Here is a 19,531-nt window from a genome sequence, read left to right as displayed (position 1 = left end):
TGGGCGCTCAGCGTCCGCCCACGAACATCTTCCAGCGCCGTTCGTTCTGCTTCTTGGCGTCGTACAGGGCCTGATCGGCCTGGGCCAGCAACGACCTCACCGACTCCACCGAGTCGTTGTAGGCTGCGATGCCCACCGAGATGCCCACGCCCACCGTGTCGCCGGTGGGCAGGGTGATGGGCTGGCACACCGAGCGCACGATGCGCTTGGCCAGCACCTCGGCCGAATCCTTGGCGCCATGGCGCATCACCACGCCGAACTCGTCGCTGCCCAGGCGGGCCAGCACATCGCCCAGGCGAACCTGCTGGTTCAGGCGGCGCGACACCTCGCACAGCACCGCATCGCCCGCCGCATGGCCAAAGCCATCGACGATCTCCTTGAAGCCGTCCAGGTCCATGCACAGCACGGTGAAGGGCTCGCCAGCGCGCATGGAATGGCGCATTTCCACGTCCAGCGCCAGGTCGAACTGAGCGCGGTTGGCCACGCCCGTGAGGTGGTCCGTCTTGGCCAAGTGGCTGAGCTGGCGCGCGCGTTGGCGGCCGTCCAGCACGGCCAGGGCCAGTGTGGCCAGGTCTTGCAGGGCCGCCTTTTGCCCGTCGGTGAACGCCTGGGGTAGGACGTCGCCCACCGCGACCGTGCCCAGGGCGTGCCCCTGCGCATCTCGGATGGGTGCGCCCGCGTAAAACCGCAAGCCGGGTTCGCCCGCCACCCAGGGGTGGTGTTCAAAACGCGCGTCGCCCTTCAGGTCTTCGCACACCAAGGCCTCGTGCGCGTCACCCGCAGTCTCCAAGCTCAGGCCTTGATGCCATTCGCTGTCGCCCAGGCCCACGCTTGATTTGCACCACAGCCGGTCTTCACCCATGAAGGCCACCCAGGCCAAGGGCACACCGGCCACTTGCGCGGCCAAACTGGCCAAAGCTTCAAACTCGGCCTCGGGCGCCGTGTCCAGAATTTCATGGGCACGCACCGCCGCCAAACGTTCGGTTTCTGTCGACATCACCACTGCACCTTCATCCACATGCCAGTGATATCGGATGAATCCGGGAAATATCGAGGCTCAGGTGTCGAGGTAGGGCATCCACGGCAGGTCGGTGACCCCCACGTCAACGCCCAATTGGCTCAGCAATGTGCTCACCTGCCCGCGGTGATGGGTCTGGTGGTTGAACAATTGCATGGCGACCACCGAATGACTCAGGGTGCGCTGCTTTTGGTAAGTGACGCTGAAAAACGTCAGGGTGGCAGTGTCGCTGGTGGGGCCCAGCGACTGCGCCCAGGCCAGCAGGCGCGCATCGGTTTCGGCACGGGCGGCGCGCAAAGCCTCAAAGTCACTGAACAGCTCCTGCCCAGGCGAGGTCATCAAGACCTTTTCACCATGCAGACGCTGCATCCAGGCCTGATCGCCCAGCAAGATGTGATTCAAGGTGCGGTGGATGGAGCCAAAGAAGGCGCCCTGATCCTGCTTGCGCTGCCCATCGGTCAAACCGGCGGCGGCCGCGTAGACCTTCTCGTTCATCCACCGGTTGTAGTGCGCCATCGTGGTGGCGTAATCCTGCAAGTTCATGAAGCCTCTCCTGTCGAGCTTCATTGTCTGCAGGGGTGGGTGGCCTGGTCAAGCCAACCTTGGTGCGCCCGGCTGGGATCGAACCAGCAACCCCTGCCTTCGTTCGGAGCGCCATTTCCGACTGCGAGGGACACTGAAAACCTCGCAAAATCAACCACTTAGTAAAGCAGGGTAGACCTCAGTATACCGGCGTTTCCTGGGGTAACTGTCGGAAAAGTGTCGGAGCTCAGAGGTTCTCTAACACCTTCACCACCTCAGCCAGGACACGCCCCCCGGTGGCTTTGAGTTGGTCGACGGAGGCCCTGGACGAATTGAGCAATGCGAACAAGCAGGCAGACAAGGCAAGTCGCAACTGACTCCTAAGTTGCGACCTTGAATTGATAGTCAAGCAGCCATGGATTACCGTTCGGTAATTACACTCCGCCGCACCCCCGATTACCCGGAAAAATTACCGATCGGTAACCATTCACTTGTGGTGCACGTGCCATCCGCATAGAATTACCCAACGGTAATTTGAAAGCCAGTCCATGGACGCCAAAGCTGACAGCCCCCTGCACGACCAGACACCACATGTGGTTCGCACCGCGCTGGACATCGGTCAGATGGTCAAACGGCAGCGCAACGGCATGAACCTGCGCCAGCTCGATGTCGCAGGCCTGGCCAACACCGGCAACCGCTTGATCGTCGATGTGGAAAGCGGCAAGCCCACGGTGCAACTTCAGAAGGTGCTCGACCTGCTCGACATCCTCGGCCTGGAAGTCGTGGTCCAGCCCAAGACATCCAGGACGCTGTGATGGAACGCGTCACTGCGCTGGACGTCTTCCATGGCGATGAGTTGATCGGCACCGTCTTCGACACCGAGCCCTTGAGCTTCGAATACGCGCAGACCTGGCTGGGCAGACAACAGCCGGCCGCCCCCTTCCCCTTGTCCAGCATCGCGCTCCAGCCAGGGCGCCTGGTCGCAGCTCAGGTGCAGGCCTTCTTCGAGAACCTGCTGCCCGAGGGCGAGGTGCGTGCCTACCTCTCGGCTCAGCGCAAGGCATCCACCCTGTTCGCGCTGCTGCAAGAGGTGGCAGGCGACACGGCTGGCGCCTACGTGATGCTGCCCCAAGGCCAGCGCCCGCAGCCACCTCAATACGAGCCCACCAGCTGGCAGGCGATTGCTGACATCCTGAAGTCCAAATCAGCCGCAGCCATCCAGGTCCAAGGTGATGATGCGCGCATCTCACTGGCTGGTGCTCAGGACAAAGCGACCATCGCCATCTTCGACGGGCAACCCATGCTGCCCAAGGGCCATGCACCGTCTACCCACATCCTCAAGCCAGACATCCGCAGGCTGGCCAAGGTGCGGGACAGTGCCGTCAACGAGGCCATCATCATGCGCACCGCCAAGCACTGCGGCCTCAAAACGGCGGAGGTCTTCTACGAGCCGCTGACCAAGGCATGTGTGGTCGAGCGCTTTGACCGCCTTCGCAGAGACGATGGCGGCTTGAGCCGCGTCATCCAGTACGACCTGTGCCAGTTGGCCGGTACCGTGTCCGAGAAAAAATACGAGAAGGAAGGCGGGCCCGGGCTCGAAGCCTGCGCCCGACTGATCCGCGAACACAGCTCACGCGCAGCCCTTGACTTGCAAGCGCTGGTGCAATGGGTGTTCTTCAACATCTGCGTGGGCAACAACGACAGCCATGCCAAGAACCTGTCGTTGCACGCATTGCCAGGCCAAGGCGTGCGTCTCACGCCCTTCTACGACCTGATGTGCACGCGCATCTACCCAGGACTATCCAAAGAGTTCGCCTTCAACGTGGGCGGCGAAGTGTTGCCAGGGCAGATGGGCCACGCCCAACTGCAAGGCATGGCCCAGCAACTGGGCATGAAACCACGGTATCTGCAGACAGTTGCAGAGAATGTGGCCGTGAAGGTGCCTGCTGCCATCGATCAAGCCGCGAATGAGATCTCGCCTCTGCTGGCCCGCAGCAGCCAAACATTTGCGGAACACCTGACACACGAGGTGAAGTCGATCACCAAAAAGGCACAGGCCAGATTCCGTCAAGCGTCATAGACCGCAAACGAAGGTCAGCTTCGTCCGTTTCGGCGCTCGATTTCCTCACGCTTTGTGAGCCTACCAGTCCGACGCTGGGTCGGCTCCACGTCTAGAGGTTGCTGCAGCAGGCTTGAAATCGCCTCTTCACTAGCTATCGCCGCTCCCATCGAGTACACCGGCTTCTCGCAAACGGCATGCTGCGGCCATAGCCAAGCTTGTCAGCGGCTTCAAGGCTGGCTGAGCAGTGTTCAGCAGCGTCAGACCACTCTTGAACGCTGGCGTGTCCAGGATGGACATCACCATGTCGTCCCCCGAGTTTCTGACGTTCACCGTCTCGCCCTTGAAAGAGATGCCATCCGGCGCGACCGTGAGGCCCATAAAGATTGGGGCGCCTGCAATGGCCGGGCTTGAGTTATCGCGCGCGTCAAACCTCATGGCAAACGACAACTCTGAATCGCCCCGGGTTTTGAGGAGGCTCCAAGCTGTTGCTAAGCGAAGAAGTACGACGCCAGATTGTTGCTCGAATGAAGTTGCGCTGATGTCCTCGGGCCCACAGAGCAACAACTCATTTCGCCTCTTCTACCTGATGAGCGATCAATTCATCACCTGATGTGAAGCGTAGATCTCTACTTGACTCATATAGGACAATCATCCTAAAATGACTTTAGGACAAATGACCTACAAGTGAACGACATGCCAATAAATCTCTTCTCGCCACTCAAGGTCGGATCGCTTGACCTGGCCAACAGAATGGTGATGGCCCCAATGACGCGCAATCGCGCTGACCAACTCGGCGTGCCGTCACCGTTGATGGCGACCTACTACGCACAGCGTGCTGAGGCCGGGTTGATCATCTCTGAGTCGGTGCCAGTTTCAAGTCTGGGCATTGGCTATCCCTTCACGCCAGGCCTTTTCACTGAAGCGCAGGTACTGGGTTGGCGAGCAGTCACTGATGCTGTTCACGCGCGGCATGGTTTGATCTTTGCCCAGTTGCAGCATTGCGGTCGGGTGTCTCACCCCACACTGCTGCCTGATGGGCTAAGCCCTGTGGCGCCGTCAGCGCTCAAGCCATCAGGGCAGGCCATGACGTACACAGGGCCGCAGGACTTTGTGACGCCTGTTGAGCTTGACGTTGAGGAGATCAACGCCACGGTCGCGCAGTTCAAGCTCGCAGCCCAGTTCGCTGTGGCCGCAGGGTTTGATGGTGTCGAGGTGCACAGCGCGAATGGCTACTTGATAGACCAGTTCTTGCGAGATGGCAGCAATCAGCGAAGCGACACCTACGGAGGCTCACCGGAAGCCAGGTTTCGATTTCTGGCTGAGGTGCTGAATGCCGTGACCGCTGTGTGGCCGACCCACAGGGTGGGTGTACGGCTGAGTCCCGAGAACAGCTTCAATGACATGCATGACTCCGATCCTCAAAAACACTTTGGCCAGTTCGCGCAATGGCTTAGCCCATTGAATTTGGCCTACCTCCATGTCCTGGAAGGCGACATGATGACGCAGGGCTGCAAGGTGGACTATCAGCAGATGCGTGCCGCGTTCGGCGGCATCTACATGGCCAACAATGGCTATAGCAAGGAGAGCGCACAAGCCGCCATTCGTTCTGGCGCGGCCGATCTTGTCGCCTTCGGCACGCCGTTCCTGGCCAACCCAGATCTTGTGAGGCGCTTTCGTGAAGACTTGCCATTGAACACGCCAGACCATGCCAGCTTTTATGGTGGCAATGACCGTGGATACATTGACTACCCATCTCATGAAGGTCCCGTGTCACCATGATCGCAGAACACACGGCACCGAATGACAGCGGCAACACGCGAAGCCGGATCACGGAAATCGCGGATCAGTTGTTCTATGAGCGCGGGTACGAGCACACATCGTTCGCGGACATCGCCTCCGCAGTCAACCTGTCTCGGGGCAATTTCTACTATCACTTCAAGACCAAAGACGACATTCTTGACGCCGTCATTGAAAGACGAATGCACAAGACGCGGGGAATGCTCGAAGGCTGGGAAACCGAAGCGCCAACGCCAGCAGCACGTGTGAGCCGCTTCATCCACATGATGGTGATGAATGGGCCAAAGATTCGACAGCACGGCTGCCCCGTCGGCACCCTGTGCGCAGAACTGTCCAAGCTTGAACACCCAGCACAGCCGAAAGCCAGTCTTTTGTTCACCCTGTTCCGGGATTGGCTTGCGCGCCAATTCGTTCAGATGGGATACCCGCGCAACGCAGATGCGCTGGCCATGCACCTGCTTGCCAGAAGCCAGGGCATTGCCACGCTGGCCAACGCCTTCAACGATGAAGGCTTCATTCACCAGGAGGTCGAGCAATTGCTGAAGTGGTTGCACGACATCTCCACTTCAACCCCTGCGACCGGAGAATGCTGACATGTTCGTGGTGCAACTGAAGTTCTCAACCAACAAGGCGCTCGCTGGCGAATGGATGAGTGCTCACAAAGCTTGGCTCCAGAAAGGCTTCGATGAAGGCGTCTTCATCGCGTCCGGCAGCCTGCAAGGTCAGCAAGGCGGATGTGTGTTGGCACATGGATTGGGCAGAGCCGACCTGGATCAGCGTTTGAGTGAAGACCCTTTTGTGGCCAACGATGTCGTGCGCGCAGAAGTGATTGACATCACCGTGTCCAAGACCGATTCCCGACTGAGTGAGCTGATGGAGCCATCCGCATGAGCGGTCTGTTTGTTGAGCCCGATGGACTGCATCGTTGCCGGTGGTGCGCCAGCACCCCTGAGTACCTTGCGTATCACGACGACGAATGGGGCTTGCCTGTGTCAGACGACATCAGGCTATTCGAGAAGATCTGCCTGGAAGGGTTTCAATCAGGCTTGAGTTGGCGAACCATACTGACCAAGCGCGACAACTTCCGGCGCGCATTCCTTGGGTTCGACTTCAACAAACTGACCCGATTTAGCAACGCGGATGTTGCGCGTCTGCTCCAGGACGAGAGCATCGTCAGGCACCGAGGCAAGATCGAAGCTGTGATCCACAACGCCGCCCGCGCGCAAGAGTTGGTGGCCGAAGCCGGCTCATTGGCAACCTTCTACTGGCGTTTTGAACCTCAGGGCCAAGGTCAGCACGAGCCTCAAACCGTCTCAACGACGCCTGAGTCCATAGCGCTGTCAAAAGAGTTGAAACGGCGAGGGTGGAAGTTCGTTGGGCCTACGACGGTGTATGCGTTCATGCAAGCCATGGGCATGGTCAACGATCACGCACGCGATTGTGCGATCAGGATTCATGCAGAAGAGGCTCGCATGGCTTTCAAGCGGCCAAATTGAAAACGTGAGTCCATCTTGGACCAGCCTCAACGCTGCACCTGCCCAAAAGCGCGAAGTAGCTCAGCACCTGATGTGCCTGAAGGCAACGATGGGCATGTTCCAAGGCAACCGAGACTCTCGCCTGACGGACGAGGGCGCCGCCGAGCACCTATGGACCATGTTCATTTCGCCGATTCAACGCTAGTTGAAGGTGGAAGGACCGCCTCCAACTCCAATGACGGCACGCCCATCGCACGGGCTGCCCGCAAGAAGAACGCAAAGGAAAACCGCCCCCGGTTCACCTTGTTCGTCAAAGACTGAACCAACTCGATGGGCCCGCCACCTTGCTGCTCGGCAAGGGCTTCCGCGAGCATCTTGAAGCTGTACCCCCGGCGAACCATCTCGGCTCGAAGGATCTGCCTAGCCTCATCCGCCATCAGGTCGTCCTCTTTGCCTGTGATGCGGCGAGGACGAGGGGGGGACTTGGACTTCGTGGCAGCCATAACCTTCGCTGGGCTGTGTCTACGGAACACGACGGATTGACCGCTCCGTCCCCAGCGTGGGCCCCTCAGAGGGCCCGATAAGGCAATTCGTGGCTCAACTTGCAATAAAGCATTACGTGGCATTCTCGCCATGTAATGCCTCACTTCACAGCAGGGATGGTTGGACCGGTCAAGTCAACCTTGGTGCGCCCGGCTGGGATCGAACCAGCAACCCCTGCCTTCGGAGGGCAGTACTCTATCCATTGAGCTACGGGCGCAACGCAGGGGCAGATTCTAACAGTGGGCCAACGACAAGCCCCCCTATAATCCGGCCTTTGTGGCAGGATTTTCTGCCATGCCCAGCAGCCGCAAGGCCTGCACCCACGATAACCAGTGCCCCTGAGGATCCCATGAGCCAAGCGCCCAATTCTCACGACAACGATCACGAAGGCCCGATCAAGACGCCCAAGCAACTGGCCGTGGCCGTGGGGCTGGCCTTCATTGTGCCGATCATCATCATCATCCTGCTGGTCGAGTTCGTGGCATCCACCGGCACCGGCTCTTCGGGCAGCGATGCCTTGTCCGAACAGGCCACGGCCCAACGCATCAAGCCCGTCGGCTCGGTCGAAGTCAAGGTGGTCTCGGCCAACGCCGGCCCCCGCGCTGGAGAAGAAGTCTTCAAGGGCCAGTGCGCCGCCTGCCACGAATCAGGTGCCATGGGCGCGCCCAAGTTGGGTGATGCCGCAGCCTGGGGCTCACGCATCGGCGTCGGCCTGGAAGCCTTGATTCAATCGGCGCTCAAGGGCAAGAACGCCATGCCACCACAAGCTGGAGGCGAGTTCAGTGACCTGGAAGTGAGCCGCGCGGTGGCCTACCTGGCCAACTCAGGTGGCGCCAAGTTCACCGAACCTGCGGCCCCCGCTGCGGCCGCCTCGGCACCCGCCAGCGACGCCAAGTAAAAGGCCTCGTCGCCTTGCGCAGATCAGCAGCCGGCTCCAGAAGCCGGCTTTTTCATGCCTGAATGGCAGGGGCGGGCTGAGGCGCCAGGCAGTACGCGAACCGCTTGGGCAACTCCGCAAACAGGATGTCCTGTGGATCCCATACGCCCGCCTCCACCGCGCTGGCCGCGGCGTCCATGTCCATCGAGCGCACCACGCCCAAGCCCAGCTCCGTCTCCAGGAACAAGCGCCCCAACTCGTCCAACCAGGCCCCCCGCACCTCCTGCACTGCCTGACCAGTGTGCGTGTCAACCTTGAATGACTCGCCATCGCGCTGCACGCCCAGCACCCAGGGCGCTGCCTCCAGCGCCAGGTAAACCCGTTGCGGGCCATTCTGAAAGAACCACGCCCCCTGCTCATCCGGCTCGTAGTTGCGGTTGATGAAGTCGATCAACTTGCCATGCGTGATGCGGCTGCCTTTGACCTGCGGGAAAGGCCCTGCAGCCTGAACACGGTCATCCCGCATGTACCAGTCACCCCGGGCATCCAGGGCGAGCCAACCGTGGCAGTTCGGCACATTGGGCCACTTCTTCAACGCGGCCTTGACGATGTCATCCATGGAATCCCTTGTGTTGGTCGGTCAAAGATGCTGCGCCAGCCAGGGGCCCACAGCCTCCGGCAAGGTGCTCACGTGGCCCGGCATGGGCCCGGCCGGAAAGCCCACATGGCCCCCTTCCTCGGGCTGCCACAAGGTCACCCAGCTTCCCACCTCACCCGGCCTGGGCAAACTACCCCCCGGGATGAAAGGATCATTGCGGGCATTGAGCACCAGGACGGGCACCCCGGTGATCAGGTTCAAGCGCGGCTGGGCAGAACAACGCGCCCAGTAGTCGGGCGTCCCCGTGAACCCATGCAGCGGCGCGGTGAACACATTGTCGAACTCAAACAGATCCCGAGACGCGCGCAGGGCCTGCTCATCGAACAATCCTGGATACTGCGCCAACTTGGCCAAGGCCTTGGGTTTCATCGACTTGAGGAACATGCGGGTGTAGACCTGCCGGTTGAAGCCGCGACCGATGGCCGCCCCCGCCGCCGCCAGGTCCAATGGGGAAGACACCGTCGCCACGGCCTTGGCCACCTTGACGGCCTCCGAGCCCGACTCCTGGGCCCAGCGCAACAAAGCATTGCCCCCCATCGAGATGCCCACCACCACCATCGGACCGCCGTGATCGGCCAGCAGGCGGCGCAGGATCCAGTCGATCTCCACGAAATCGCCCGAATGGTAGGAGCGCGGCCCCAGATTCAACTCACCGGAACAGCCCCTGAAATGCGGCACGGCATACGACCAGCCTTGCGCTCGGGCCCAGTGGGCAAACGCCAGCGCATAGTGGCTGCGCGATGAGCCCTCCAACCCGTGGAACAGCACCAGCAAAGGCGTGGGCGCAGCGCCGACCTTGGGCCCAGCAGGCCACAGGTCCACGTCGATGAAATCCCCATCAGGCGTGTCCCAGCGCTGACGCTGGTAAGGCACATGGGTGAGGGCAGGACTGGTGTGCGGCCGAGAAAACAGCGCGGGCCAGATGGTCTGCACATTGCCACCCCAACTGCCCCGCCCTGCCAGCCAACGTGGCGCCCTGTACGACTGCATGGTCTTGGCCCAATGTCAATGCAAAGTAGCGGCCGGCTCGGCCAGCTCCTGCAACTCGTGCGCCTGGCCGGGGCTGGCATGGTGCAAGACCATGCGCCAACCCAGGGCCGTGCGCAGGTACACGTTCGTGGCCAGCACAAACGCCGTCTGCAAGCCTTCGGGCGTCAGCGCCTGCACCTTCTCCAGCACATGGTGCACCTCGCAATGGTCGCTTTCAAGGCGCCGCACCTGCTGCAGGCTCACCTGCACCGGACCATTCGCAAAGATGGCCTCGAAGGTGCCACGGATGGCCACCTCACCCACCACCCGAGGCCCGCCAGGGTGCACACAGGCGACTTCCTCATCGTCGGACCAGACCGACATCAATCGCTCCAGATCCCCTTGCTGCAGGGCCTCGTAAAAGGTGGCCTCGGTGTCATCCGCCGACGCTATGAGCGCGGCCTGAGAAGCTTTGCGGGCGCGAGGATCACTCATGGTTGTCAGGCGTCAAACAGGGTTGAACACAAGGATCCAGGGCTCATCGGAACACCACGGTCTTGTGACCGTTCATCAGCACGCGGTGCTCGACATGCCACTTCACAGCACGCGCCAGCACCACGCACTCCACATCCCGTCCGACAGCGGTGAAGTCTTCGGGGCTCAAGGTGTGATCGACACGCTCCACATCCTGCTCGATGATCGGCCCCTCGTCCAGGTCCGCCGTCACATAGTGTGCCGTGGCACCGATCAGCTTCACACCACGATCATGCGCCTGATAGTAGGGCTTGGCCCCCTTGAAGCTGGGCAAAAAACTATGGTGGATGTTGATGGCCCGCCCTTTGAGGAAGGCACAGAACTCCGGACTCAGGATTTGCATGTAGCGTGCCAACACCACCAGGTCAACGCCCTCCTGCTCCACCAGCGCCTCCACCTGTTGCTCCTGGGCACGTTTCACCTCAGGGCCTGCGCCCGTGGGCAGCGGCAAATGGTGAAACGCGATGCCATAGCTGGCCGCCAGTTCGGCATAGTCGGGGTGGTTCGACACGATCGCCGGGATCTCCACCGGCAACTGGCCTGATTGCCACCTGAACAGCAAATCGTTCAGGCAGTGCCCATGCTTGCTGACCATGATCAGCATGCGCGGCTTGCGCGATTGCACGCGGATCGTGGCCGTCATGGCGAATTGCTCACGCACATGGCCAAACAAGTTGGCCAAAGTGGCTTCGTCCGCCAGGTGCTCGGGCGCCTCGAAATGCACGCGCATGAAGAACAAGCCGGTGCTGTCCTCATTTTGCACATCGCCAAACTGCTGCGAGTCGATGATGTTGCACCCGGCCTGGTAAAGCAGTCCCGACACGGCATGGACAATGCCCTTCGTGTCTCGGCACGACAGGGTCAGGACGAATTCGCGCTTGATATTCATGATGGCCGGGATTGTAGGGGGCCGCTCGCAGGTCTTGGCGCAGCCCCCCTAGAATGCCCCCGCCCAAGGACGAGACAGGAGCCCGCCCGGCGATCAGTGGCCGTGGCCGACCTTCTCGCCCGCTTTGAGCTTGTAGGCCGTGCCACAGTAGGGGCACTGGCCACCTTCAGGCGCTGTGACCACGTCAATGTAGACGCGCGGATGATTGCTCCACAAAGGCATTTTGGGATTGGGGCAGAACACCACCCCCGGGCCTTGCAACTCCTGGGCGGTCACTTCGACCACGGCTTTGGCTGGTGCAGTCGTGCTCATGGCGTGGTGCTCCTCAGACTTTGGTCAGCCACTCGGCATACTTGGGATTGCGGCCGTTGACGATGTCAAAGAACGCGCTTTGAATCTTCTCGGTGATGGGGCCACGTGAGCCTGCCCCGATCTCGATGCGGTCCAGCTCGCGGATGGGCGTCACTTCAGCGGCAGTGCCGGTGAAGAAAGCCTCGTCGCAGATGTAGACCTCATCGCGCGTGATGCGTTTCTCACGGATCTCCAGGCCCAGGTCCTGGCAGATGGCGAAGATGGTGTTGCGCGTGATGCCGTTCAGCGCGCCGGCCGACAGATCGGGCGTGTACAGCTTGCCGTTCTTGACGATGAAGATGTTCTCGCCCGCGCCTTCGCTGACGAAACCGCTGGAGTCCAGCAGCAAGGCCTCGTCATAGCCCTCTTCGGTGACTTCCAGATTGGCCAGGATCGAATTGGTGTAGTTGCTCACCGCCTTGGCCTGCGTCATCGTGATGTTGACATGGTGACGCGTGTAGCTTGAGGTCTTGACGCGGATGCCGCGCTTGAGGCCGTCTTCGCCCAAGTAGGCACCCCAGGGCCAGGCCGCCACCATCAGGTGCACCTTGGCACCCTTGGGGCTCACGCCCATCTTCTCGGAGCCCAGCCAAGCCAGCGGACGCAGATAGCAGCTTTCCAGCTTGTTTTCGCGGACCACATCCAGTTGAGCCTTGACCACCTCGTCGAAGCTGAAGGGGATCTTCATGCGCAGGATCTTGGCGCTGTTGAACAAACGCTCGGTGTGCTCCTGGATGCGGAAGATCGCAGGCCCTTGCGTCGTGTTGTAGGCGCGCACGCCCTCGAACACACCGCAACCGTAGTGCAGGGTGTGGGTCAACACATGGATCTTGGCATCGCGCCATTCCACCATCTGGCCATCCATCCAGATTTTGCCGTCGCGATCGTCCATCGACATGGGAAGTCCTTTCGGGGAATTGTCTAAATCGTTCGTTTGCACCCGGCTTCATGGCACCAACAGTGCCGCCGGAAAACCTTCGATTGTAATCGTGTGGCGTTTGATTTTTGGCCTGGGGCATGCCCCGCATGAGCGTGCAAGCCAAGGCGTTGGTATGTCCAACGCCCCAATGACAAAAGCCGACCCAAGGATCGGCTGTTGCTTTAATTTTGGTTGCGGGGGCAGGATTTGAACCTACGACCTTTGGGTTATGAGCCCAACGAGCTACCAGACTGCTCCACCCCGCGACAGAGAATTAGACTATAGCATGCTTTTTATATTTGTCACGCTTTTTGTGCAGATCGTGCACCAAAAGTGAAAAGGGCCAGCAATGCCGACCCTTCGTTCAAACGCTGAATGAACAGCGCATGACTGATTTACGCGTTGGTTTGATCGTCAGCAACCGCTTCGGTCGCTTCCGTGCGCTCAACCAGTTCAACGTAAGCCATGGGGGCGTTGTCGCCCACGCGGAAGCCCATCTTCAAGATCCGGGTGTAACCACCAGGACGGGTCGCGAAGCGGGGGCCCAGCACATTGAACAGCTTGACCACGTTGTCGCGGTCGCGCAGGCGGTCGAACGCCAGGCGCTTGTTCGCCAGGGTGGGGTTCTTGGCCAGGGTGATCAAAGGCTCGACCACGCGGCGCAATTCCTTGGCCTTGGGGACGGTGGTCTTGATGGCTTCGTGCTGAATCAGCGAGTTGGCCATGTTGCGCAGCATCGCCAGACGGTGTGACGAGGTGCGGTTCAGTTTACGGAGTCCGTGTCCGTGACGCATGGTGCTTTCCTTTCTTACTTTATAAAAACCGGCGGCCGGTTCAAGGTACCGCCGGGTGCACCGGGCAGCGGTCTGTTGCCAGACTCACCACCCATTTCTTCTTCAATCAATCAACAATCAACGCTTGTCGAGACCTTGGGGAGGCCAGCTTTCCAGGCGCGAACCCAGGGCCAGACCACGCGAAGCCAGGACTTCCTTGATTTCGTTCAGCGACTTGCGACCCAGATTCGGGGTCTTGAGCAGCTCGGTCTCGGTGCGCTGGATCAGGTCGCCGATGTAATAGATGTTTTCGGCCTTCAGGCAGTTGGCCGAACGCACGGTCAGTTCCAGCTCGTCGACAGGACGCAGCAAGATCGGATCGAAGTTCTGAGCCGACTTGGCTGGCGCGTCGAAGGCGGCGATCTCGCTGCCTTCCAGTTGCGCGAACACCGCCAGTTGCTCCACCAGGATCTTGGCCGAAGCACGGATCGCTTCCTCAGGCGAAATCGCGCCGTTGGTTTCGATTTCCATGACCAGCTTGTCCAGGTCGGTGCGTTGCTCCACACGGGCGCTTTCAACCGTGTAGCTCACGCGGCGAACCGGCGAGAACGACGCGTCCAGCACGATGCGGCCGATGGCCTTGGTGCTTTCGTCGCCATAGCGGCGGATGTTGCCCGGCACATAGCCACGGCCCTTTTCCACCTTGATCTGCATGTCCAACTTGCCGCCGTGCGACAAGTGAGCGATCACGTGGTTGGGGTTGACGATCTCGACGTCGTGAGGGGTCTGGATGTCGGCGGCAGTGACAGGGCCTTCGCCGTCCTTGCGCAGCACCAGGGTCACTTCGTCGCGGTTGTGCAAACGGAAGACCACGCCCTTGAGGTTCAACATGATGTGAACGACGTCTTCTTGAACGCCGTCAACGGTCGAGTACTCGTGCAGCACGCCCGCGATGGTCACTTCTGTCGGAGCAAAACCCACCATCGACGACAACAGGACGCGGCGCAAGGCGTTGCCCAGGGTATGGCCATAGCCACGCTCGAACGGCTCGAGGGTCACTTTGGCACGGTGGCCGCCCAAGGGCTCCACCTGAATGGCTTTGGGTTTCAGCAAATTGGTTTGCATGAGCTCTTCCTGTCAATACCCTCGGCTCGTTACACCGATAAGGCTGCTGGACCAACCGGAGCAACATGCTCCGGTCTTGAAAACAAAACGCACAAAGCCGCGCGACACGACCCAAGGCCGTGAAGCGCAGCTGATGTGTGAATCAACGCGAATACAGTTCGACGATCAACGATTCGTTGATGTCGGCGCCGAATTCATCGCGGTCCGGGGTCTTCTTGAAAACACCTTCCAGCTTGGTGTTGTCCACTTGCACCCAGGCTGGCATGCCAATGGACTCGGCCAGCTTCAGTGCTTCCAGAACGCGAACTTGCTTCTTGGCTTTTTCGCGCACACCCACCACATCGCCAGTCTTGACGTTGTACGAAGGAATGTTCACCACTTGACCGTTCACGGTCACACCCTTGTGCGACGTCAATTGACGTGCTTCAGCGCGGGTGGAGGCAAAGCCCATGCGGTAAACGACGTTGTCCAGGCGCGATTCCAGCAGGAACAACAGGTTCGAGCCCGTGTTGCCCTTGCGGCGATCGGCTTCGGCGAAGTAGCGGCGGAACTGACGCTCCAGCACGCCGTACATGCGCTTGACTTTTTGCTTTTCGCGCAGTTGCAGACCGAAGTCCGAGGTGCGCGAACCAGACGTGCGGCCGTGTTGGCCGGGTTTGGTGTCGAATTTAGCCTTGTCGCTGATGGGGCGACGAGCGCTCTTCAAAAACAGGTCGGTGCCTTCACGGCGAGCCAGTTTGGCCTTGGGTCCGAGGTAACGTGCCACGTGCTTTTCCTTGGGGTCTGTCTGACGTCAGATTGGGGACTGGAAGTCCATCAATGGCCGACGCGAGTCTGGCGGATATTGTTCGAATCGCTCAGACGGTGGGCTTCGATAACCTGCCTGCGCACGCCCACATGTCAAGGACCTTGATGGCCCGCCAACACAAAGCGCACCCAGTCAGGTGCAGAGAACTCGCGAGTATAACAGTTGCAAAAAAATACTCAAGAAGCTGCGAACAGATTCATTGAGCATTTTCTGCAACATCGCCTGGGGTGAACGCCCCAAACAATGAAGCCTCGCCCGCGCCCTGTAAACAGGACACGCACGAGGCCCGATGTCACATCAGATACGACGACGCTTCTGAGGACGGCAGCCGTTGTGCGGCACTGGCGTCACGTCAGAGATCATGTTGATCCGGATGCCGAGAGCGGCCAAAGCGCGGACCGAGGATTCGCGACCAGGACCGGGGCCCTTGATCTCGACGTCCAGGTTCTTGATGCCTTGTTCTTGGGCAGCGCGACCAGCCACTTCAGCAGCCACCTGGGCAGCGAAGGGGGTGGACTTGCGTGAGCCCTTGAAACCCTGACCACCACTCGACGCCCACGCCAGGGAATTACCTTGGCGGTCGGTGATCGTGATGATCGTGTTGTTGAACGACGCATGCACGTGAGCGATGCCGTCCGCGATGTTCTTGCGGACCTTCTTGCTCACACGACGTGCTGCCGTGTTGGCAGGTGCTTTAGCCATGGTTATCTTCTCTCATCTTAATGAACGGCGACACCCAGACGATCACTTCTTACCAGCGATCGACTTGCGCGGGCCCTTGCGGGTACGTGCATTGGTGCGGGTGCGTTGACCGCGCATGGGCAAGCCACGACGGTGACGGAAGCCGCGGTAGCAGCCCAAGTCCATCAAACGCTTGATGTTGATCGAGATTTCGCGACGCAGGTCACCTTCAATGGTGATCTTTGCCACTTCGTCCCGGATTTTTTCCAAATCGCCGTCCGTCAGGTCTTTGATCTTCTTGTTGAACGGGATGCCGCTCACCGTGCAGATTTTCTGCGCAGTGGTGCGACCGATGCCGTAAATAGAAGTCAAACCGATTTCGGTGTGCTTATGCGGCGGAATGTTGATGCCAGCAATACGTGCCATAACTGTCCTCTGAAGGCGTGTGTCGTCGCTAAACCAGGATCAACCCTGGCGTTGCTTGTGGCGGGGATCCGTGCAAATCACACGAACCACACCCTTGCGACGGATGATTTTGCAATTGCGGCACATCACTTTGACGGAAGCCGAAACTTTCATGATCTTCTCCTGGACCGTTGAAACTCAACGGAAATTCGCCCACGTTTCCGGGGTAACAAAACTCAACTCACTTCGCCCGGAATACGATGCGAGCACGACTCAAATCATAGGGTGTGAGCTCCACGGTCACTTTGTCTCCCGGCAGGATGCGGATGTAGTGCATGCGCATTTTGCCGGAAATGTGACCGAGAACCACGTGCCCGTTCTCAAGCTTCACGCGAAAGGTGGCATTCGGGAGATTCTCCAGAATTTCACCCTGCATCTGGATGACGTCGTCTTTCGACATGTTTTCCTAAGTTGCATTGACCTGCGTCACCGCGATCAGCTCGATTTAAAATTTGCCTTTTTCAGCAGCGATTCGTACTGCTGAGACATCAGATAAGACTGAACCTGGGCCCAGAAGTCCATCGTGACAACCACGATGATCAAGAGCGAGGTCCCGCCGAAGTAGAAAGGGACGTTGTACTTGAGCACGAGGAACTCGGGCAACAGGCACACGGCTGTGATGTAAGCAGCACCCACCAGGGTCAGACGGGCGAGAATCTTATCGATGTAACGCGCCGTTTGATCACCCGGGCGGATACCGGGAATGAATGCACCGCTCTTCTTCAAGTTGTCTGCGGTTTCACGGCTGTTGAACACCAGGGCCGTGTAGAAGAAGCAGAAGAAGACGATGGCGACAGAATACAAAATCACGTAGATCGGCTGACCAGGCGACAACATGCCAGCCAGGTCCTTCAACCAACGCATGCTCTCACCGGTGGCAAACCAACCCACTGCCGTGGTGGGCAGCAAGATGATCGACGACGCGAAGATCGGAGGAATCACACCCGCCATGTTGACCTTCAGCGGCAGGTGGGATGATTGCCCACCGTAAACGCGATTGCCCACTTGACGTTTGGCGTAATTCACCAGGATCTTGCGTTGACCACGCTCAACGAAGACCACGAAATAAGTCACCAGGACAACCAGCAACACGATGAAGATCGCCGCAGGGATGCTCATCGCACCGTTGCCCACCAACCCGAACAAACCTGCGATGGCACTGGGCAAGCCAGCAGCGATACCGCCAAAAATCAGGATCGAAATACCGTTGCCCAGACCGCGCTCGGTGATCTGCTCACCCAGCCACATCAGGAACATCGTGCCAGCCGTCAAGCTCAGCATCGTGGTGAAACGGAAACCCATGCCTGGACTGATGACCAAGCCAGCGGTTCCCTCCAGCGCCACGGCAATGCCGAAAGACTGGAACAAGGCCAAACCCAAGGTGGCGTAGCGTGTGTACTGCGTCGTCTTGCGCTTACCCGCCTCGCCTTCCTTTTTCAAGGCCTCGAGGGTGGGGACCACGTAGCCCATCATCTGCATGATGATGGACGCCGAGATGTAGGGCATGATGCCCAGCGCAAAGACGGTGAAGCGCGACAGCGCGCCGCCCGAAAACATGTTGAACAGACTCAGGATGCCGCCTTGCTGGCCCTTGAACAACTGTTGCAGCTGGGCAGGATCGATACCAGGCACGGGGATGTGCGCCCCGATGCGGTAAACGACCAGCGCCAGCAGCAGGAAAACCAGACGACGTTGAAGGTCGCCGAATTTTCCGCTTTGAGCCAGTTGATTGGGAGAAGTCGCCACGCTTGAATCCGTTCAGTCAGCCAACATCACTCAGCGATCGCGCCGCCAGCAGCCTCGATGGCCACCTTTGCAGCTGCAGTCGCGCCGATGCCCTTGAGAGACACCTTCTTGGTGAGTTCGCCAGTCTTGATGACTTTCACGACCTTGGCAATTTGCGGCACCAGACCGGCTTGCTTCAGGGTGAGGATGTCAACTTCGCCGACGCTCAGCAGCTCCAGATCGGTCAAAGTGATCTGCGCGTTGTACTTCAGCAGATGCGACTTGAAACCGCGCTTGGGCAGGCGACGTTGCAAAGGCATTTGACCGCCTTCGAAACCAACCTTGTGGTAGCCACCCGAACGCGACTTTTGACCTTTGTGACCGCGACCTGCGGTCTTGCCCAGACCCGAACCGATCCCGCGACCGACACGGCGCTTGGAGTGCTTCGAACCCGAGGCGGGCTTGATGGTATTGAGTTCCATTAGATCACCTGAATCAGATAGCTGACCTTGTTGATCATGCCGCGAACGGCAGCGGTGTCCTCAAGGACAGCGGTGCTGTTCAAGCGACGCAGACCCAAGCCGCGCACGGTGTCACGGTGGTCCTGACGGGTACCGATGACGCTGCGAACCAGCTTGACTGTGAGTGTTTTCTTTTCGCTCATGACGATTCTCCGGCGATCAGTTGAAGATGTCTTCAACCGACAGGCCACGCTTTGCAGCGACATTGGCCGGGGTGGTCGACTTGTTCAAGGCGTCGAACGTGGCGCGAACCATGTTGTACGGGTTGCTCGAACCGAAGCTCTTGGCCACGATGTCGGTCACGCCCATCATCTCGAACACAGCACGCATCGGGCCGCCAGCAATGATGCCGGTACCAGCAGGTGCGGGAGCCAACATGACGCGAGCCGCGCCGTGTTCGCCGAACACCGTGTGGTAGACCGAACCATTCTTCAGGTTGACCTTGACCATGTTGCGGCGAGCTTGTTCCATCGCCTTGGACACGGCCAAGGGCACTTCACGCGCCTTGCCTTTGCCCATGCCGACTTTGCCGTCGCCATCACCGACCACGGTCAACGCGGCGAAACCCATGATCCGACCGCCCTTGACCACTTTGGTCACGCGGTTCACCTGGATCATCTTTTCTTTTAAACCGTCGTCACGACCTTCGTCAGCGACCTTGGGTTGAAACTTAGCCATTTGAATTCCTTCCGGTTGCCAGACGCGGCTTAGAACTGAAGACCGGCTTCGCGAGCCGCTTCAGCCAATGCCTTGACACGGCCGTGGTAGGCGAAGCCCGCACGGTCGAAAGCCACCTTCTCGACGCCAGCAGCTTTCGCC

General features: G+C 59.6%; 28 protein-coding genes and 2 tRNA genes. 7 read left to right on the top strand and 23 right to left on the bottom strand.

Annotated elements, in window-relative coordinates; translation table 11 throughout:
• Positions 1 to 7: 7 nt before the first annotated feature.
• Together Q7V20_RS11805 and Q7V20_RS11800 are read right to left on the bottom strand one after the other, a co-directional pair.
• Entirely contained in the window at positions 8 to 997 is a 990-nt protein-coding gene (locus tag Q7V20_RS11805; RefSeq protein ID WP_304790996.1) for a diguanylate cyclase, read from the bottom strand.
• 60 nt (positions 998 to 1,057) lie between these two features.
• The gene (locus Q7V20_RS11800; RefSeq protein WP_304790993.1) at positions 1,058 to 1,561 is read right to left on the bottom strand and encodes a DinB family protein; all 504 of its coding nucleotides are present in this window, start codon (positions 1,559 to 1,561) and stop codon (positions 1,058 to 1,060) included.
• A gap of 602 nt (positions 1,562 to 2,163) precedes the next feature.
• Here Q7V20_RS11800 and Q7V20_RS11795 point away from each other — a divergent pair.
• From Q7V20_RS11795 to Q7V20_RS11770, 6 genes are all read left to right on the top strand, one after another.
• A complete protein-coding gene (locus Q7V20_RS11795) occupies positions 2,164 to 2,355 on the top strand; it encodes a transcriptional regulator (RefSeq protein WP_370652457.1) in 192 nt (63 codons plus the stop codon).
• Positions 2,355 to 3,620 carry a type II toxin-antitoxin system HipA family toxin gene (locus Q7V20_RS11790; protein ID WP_304790987.1) on the top strand — a complete coding sequence of 422 codons (1,266 nt, stop codon included), beginning with the start codon at positions 2,355 to 2,357 and terminating at the stop codon, positions 3,618 to 3,620. The genes Q7V20_RS11795 and Q7V20_RS11790 overlap by 1 nt, the downstream gene beginning before the upstream one ends.
• 675 nt (positions 3,621 to 4,295) lie before the next feature.
• Positions 4,296 to 5,381, top strand: coding sequence for an alkene reductase (locus tag Q7V20_RS11785; RefSeq protein WP_304791262.1), 1,086 nt, complete (start codon positions 4,296 to 4,298; stop codon positions 5,379 to 5,381).
• Positions 5,378 to 5,992 (top strand): TetR/AcrR family transcriptional regulator, encoded by a 615-nt coding sequence (locus Q7V20_RS11780; protein ID WP_304790984.1) that lies wholly within the window; start codon positions 5,378 to 5,380, stop codon positions 5,990 to 5,992. Before Q7V20_RS11785 ends, Q7V20_RS11780 begins: the two co-directional genes overlap by 4 nt.
• A 1-nt stretch (position 5,993) precedes the next feature.
• Positions 5,994 to 6,290 carry a YciI family protein gene (locus tag Q7V20_RS11775; RefSeq protein WP_304790981.1) on the top strand — a complete coding sequence of 99 codons (297 nt, stop codon included), beginning with the start codon at positions 5,994 to 5,996 and terminating at the stop codon, positions 6,288 to 6,290.
• Positions 6,287 to 6,895: a DNA-3-methyladenine glycosylase I gene (locus tag Q7V20_RS11770; protein WP_304790979.1), complete on the top strand. Its 609-nt coding sequence runs from the start codon at positions 6,287 to 6,289 to the stop codon at positions 6,893 to 6,895. The genes Q7V20_RS11775 and Q7V20_RS11770 overlap by 4 nt, the downstream gene beginning before the upstream one ends.
• A 161-nt stretch (positions 6,896 to 7,056) precedes the next feature.
• On the opposite strand, the gene Q7V20_RS11765 is transcribed toward Q7V20_RS11770, so the two are convergent.
• A complete protein-coding gene (locus Q7V20_RS11765) occupies positions 7,057 to 7,311 on the bottom strand; it encodes a DUF6471 domain-containing protein (RefSeq protein WP_304791259.1) in 255 nt (84 codons plus the stop codon).
• 247 nt (positions 7,312 to 7,558) lie between these two features.
• Positions 7,559 to 7,634: transfer RNA gene (locus tag Q7V20_RS11760), tRNA-Arg, on the bottom strand.
• A gap of 132 nt (positions 7,635 to 7,766) precedes the next feature.
• Here Q7V20_RS11760 and Q7V20_RS11755 point away from each other — a divergent pair.
• Positions 7,767 to 8,315 carry a cytochrome c5 family protein gene (locus Q7V20_RS11755; protein WP_304790976.1) on the top strand — a complete coding sequence of 183 codons (549 nt, stop codon included), beginning with the start codon at positions 7,767 to 7,769 and terminating at the stop codon, positions 8,313 to 8,315.
• 52 nt (positions 8,316 to 8,367) lie between these two features.
• Here the strand turns inward: Q7V20_RS11755 and Q7V20_RS11750 are convergent, their stop codons facing one another.
• The 19 genes from Q7V20_RS11750 to Q7V20_RS11660 form a co-directional block, all read right to left on the bottom strand.
• Entirely contained in the window at positions 8,368 to 8,913 is a 546-nt protein-coding gene (locus Q7V20_RS11750) for a DUF2946 family protein (RefSeq protein ID WP_304790973.1), read from the bottom strand.
• A gap of 21 nt (positions 8,914 to 8,934) precedes the next feature.
• Positions 8,935 to 9,942, bottom strand: coding sequence for a YheT family hydrolase (locus Q7V20_RS11745; protein WP_304790970.1), 1,008 nt, complete (start codon positions 9,940 to 9,942; stop codon positions 8,935 to 8,937).
• Between the two features lie 15 nt (positions 9,943 to 9,957).
• Positions 9,958 to 10,416 carry a nuclear transport factor 2 family protein gene (locus Q7V20_RS11740; RefSeq protein ID WP_304790967.1) on the bottom strand — a complete coding sequence of 153 codons (459 nt, stop codon included), beginning with the start codon at positions 10,414 to 10,416 and terminating at the stop codon, positions 9,958 to 9,960.
• A gap of 43 nt (positions 10,417 to 10,459) precedes the next feature.
• Positions 10,460 to 11,344, bottom strand: coding sequence for a formyltetrahydrofolate deformylase (gene purU, locus Q7V20_RS11735; protein ID WP_304790964.1), 885 nt, complete (start codon positions 11,342 to 11,344; stop codon positions 10,460 to 10,462).
• 93 nt (positions 11,345 to 11,437) lie between these two features.
• Positions 11,438 to 11,656: a zinc-finger domain-containing protein gene (locus Q7V20_RS11730; RefSeq protein WP_304790961.1), complete on the bottom strand. Its 219-nt coding sequence runs from the start codon at positions 11,654 to 11,656 to the stop codon at positions 11,438 to 11,440.
• 13 nt (positions 11,657 to 11,669) lie between these two features.
• Positions 11,670 to 12,593: a branched-chain amino acid transaminase gene (locus Q7V20_RS11725; protein ID WP_304790959.1), complete on the bottom strand. Its 924-nt coding sequence runs from the start codon at positions 12,591 to 12,593 to the stop codon at positions 11,670 to 11,672.
• Positions 12,594 to 12,803: 210 nt separating this feature from the next.
• A tRNA-Met gene (locus Q7V20_RS11720) sits at positions 12,804 to 12,880 on the bottom strand.
• Positions 12,881 to 13,009: 129 nt separating this feature from the next.
• Positions 13,010 to 13,408 carry a 50S ribosomal protein L17 gene (gene rplQ / locus Q7V20_RS11715; RefSeq protein ID WP_304790956.1) on the bottom strand — a complete coding sequence of 133 codons (399 nt, stop codon included), beginning with the start codon at positions 13,406 to 13,408 and terminating at the stop codon, positions 13,010 to 13,012.
• Positions 13,409 to 13,525: 117 nt separating this feature from the next.
• The gene (gene rpoA / locus Q7V20_RS11710) at positions 13,526 to 14,512 is read right to left on the bottom strand and encodes a DNA-directed RNA polymerase subunit alpha (protein WP_230180436.1); all 987 of its coding nucleotides are present in this window, start codon (positions 14,510 to 14,512) and stop codon (positions 13,526 to 13,528) included.
• Positions 14,513 to 14,654: 142 nt separating this feature from the next.
• Complete coding sequence (rpsD, locus tag Q7V20_RS11705; protein WP_230180435.1) at positions 14,655 to 15,278, bottom strand: 30S ribosomal protein S4; 624 nt, start codon at positions 15,276 to 15,278, stop codon at positions 14,655 to 14,657.
• 339 nt (positions 15,279 to 15,617) lie between these two features.
• Entirely contained in the window at positions 15,618 to 16,022 is a 405-nt protein-coding gene (rpsK, locus tag Q7V20_RS11700) for a 30S ribosomal protein S11 (RefSeq protein ID WP_230180434.1), read from the bottom strand.
• A 42-nt stretch (positions 16,023 to 16,064) separates the two neighbouring features.
• Entirely contained in the window at positions 16,065 to 16,427 is a 363-nt protein-coding gene (rpsM, locus tag Q7V20_RS11695) for a 30S ribosomal protein S13 (protein WP_230180433.1), read from the bottom strand.
• Positions 16,428 to 16,466: 39 nt separating this feature from the next.
• Positions 16,467 to 16,580, bottom strand: a complete 114-nt coding sequence (rpmJ, locus tag Q7V20_RS11690) for a 50S ribosomal protein L36 (RefSeq protein ID WP_058086633.1) — start codon at positions 16,578 to 16,580, stop codon at positions 16,467 to 16,469.
• Positions 16,581 to 16,647: 67 nt separating this feature from the next.
• Positions 16,648 to 16,866 carry a translation initiation factor IF-1 gene (gene infA, locus Q7V20_RS11685; RefSeq protein WP_011830996.1) on the bottom strand — a complete coding sequence of 73 codons (219 nt, stop codon included), beginning with the start codon at positions 16,864 to 16,866 and terminating at the stop codon, positions 16,648 to 16,650.
• A 35-nt stretch (positions 16,867 to 16,901) separates the two neighbouring features.
• A complete protein-coding gene (gene secY, locus Q7V20_RS11680) occupies positions 16,902 to 18,212 on the bottom strand; it encodes a preprotein translocase subunit SecY (RefSeq protein WP_304790927.1) in 1,311 nt (436 codons plus the stop codon).
• Between the two features lie 26 nt (positions 18,213 to 18,238).
• Positions 18,239 to 18,673, bottom strand: a complete 435-nt coding sequence (rplO, locus tag Q7V20_RS11675; protein WP_230180431.1) for a 50S ribosomal protein L15 — start codon at positions 18,671 to 18,673, stop codon at positions 18,239 to 18,241.
• Complete coding sequence (gene rpmD, locus Q7V20_RS11670) at positions 18,673 to 18,855, bottom strand: 50S ribosomal protein L30 (RefSeq protein WP_304790924.1); 183 nt, start codon at positions 18,853 to 18,855, stop codon at positions 18,673 to 18,675. The genes rplO and rpmD overlap by 1 nt, the downstream gene beginning before the upstream one ends.
• Before the next feature lie 16 nt (positions 18,856 to 18,871).
• On the bottom strand, positions 18,872 to 19,390 hold the full coding sequence (gene rpsE, locus Q7V20_RS11665) for a 30S ribosomal protein S5 (protein WP_230180429.1): 519 nt from the start codon (positions 19,388 to 19,390) through the stop codon (positions 18,872 to 18,874).
• 29 nt (positions 19,391 to 19,419) lie between these two features.
• Positions 19,420 to 19,531, bottom strand: a 112-nt coding sequence (locus tag Q7V20_RS11660) for a 50S ribosomal protein L18 (protein ID WP_304791256.1), incomplete at its 5' end; no start/stop codon positions are given.

This window comes from Aquabacterium sp. (genome assembly GCF_030652515.1).
Lineage (GTDB): Bacteria > Pseudomonadota > Gammaproteobacteria > Burkholderiales > Burkholderiaceae_C > Aquabacterium.
This window is presented reverse-complemented; position numbering and strand designations above follow the sequence as displayed.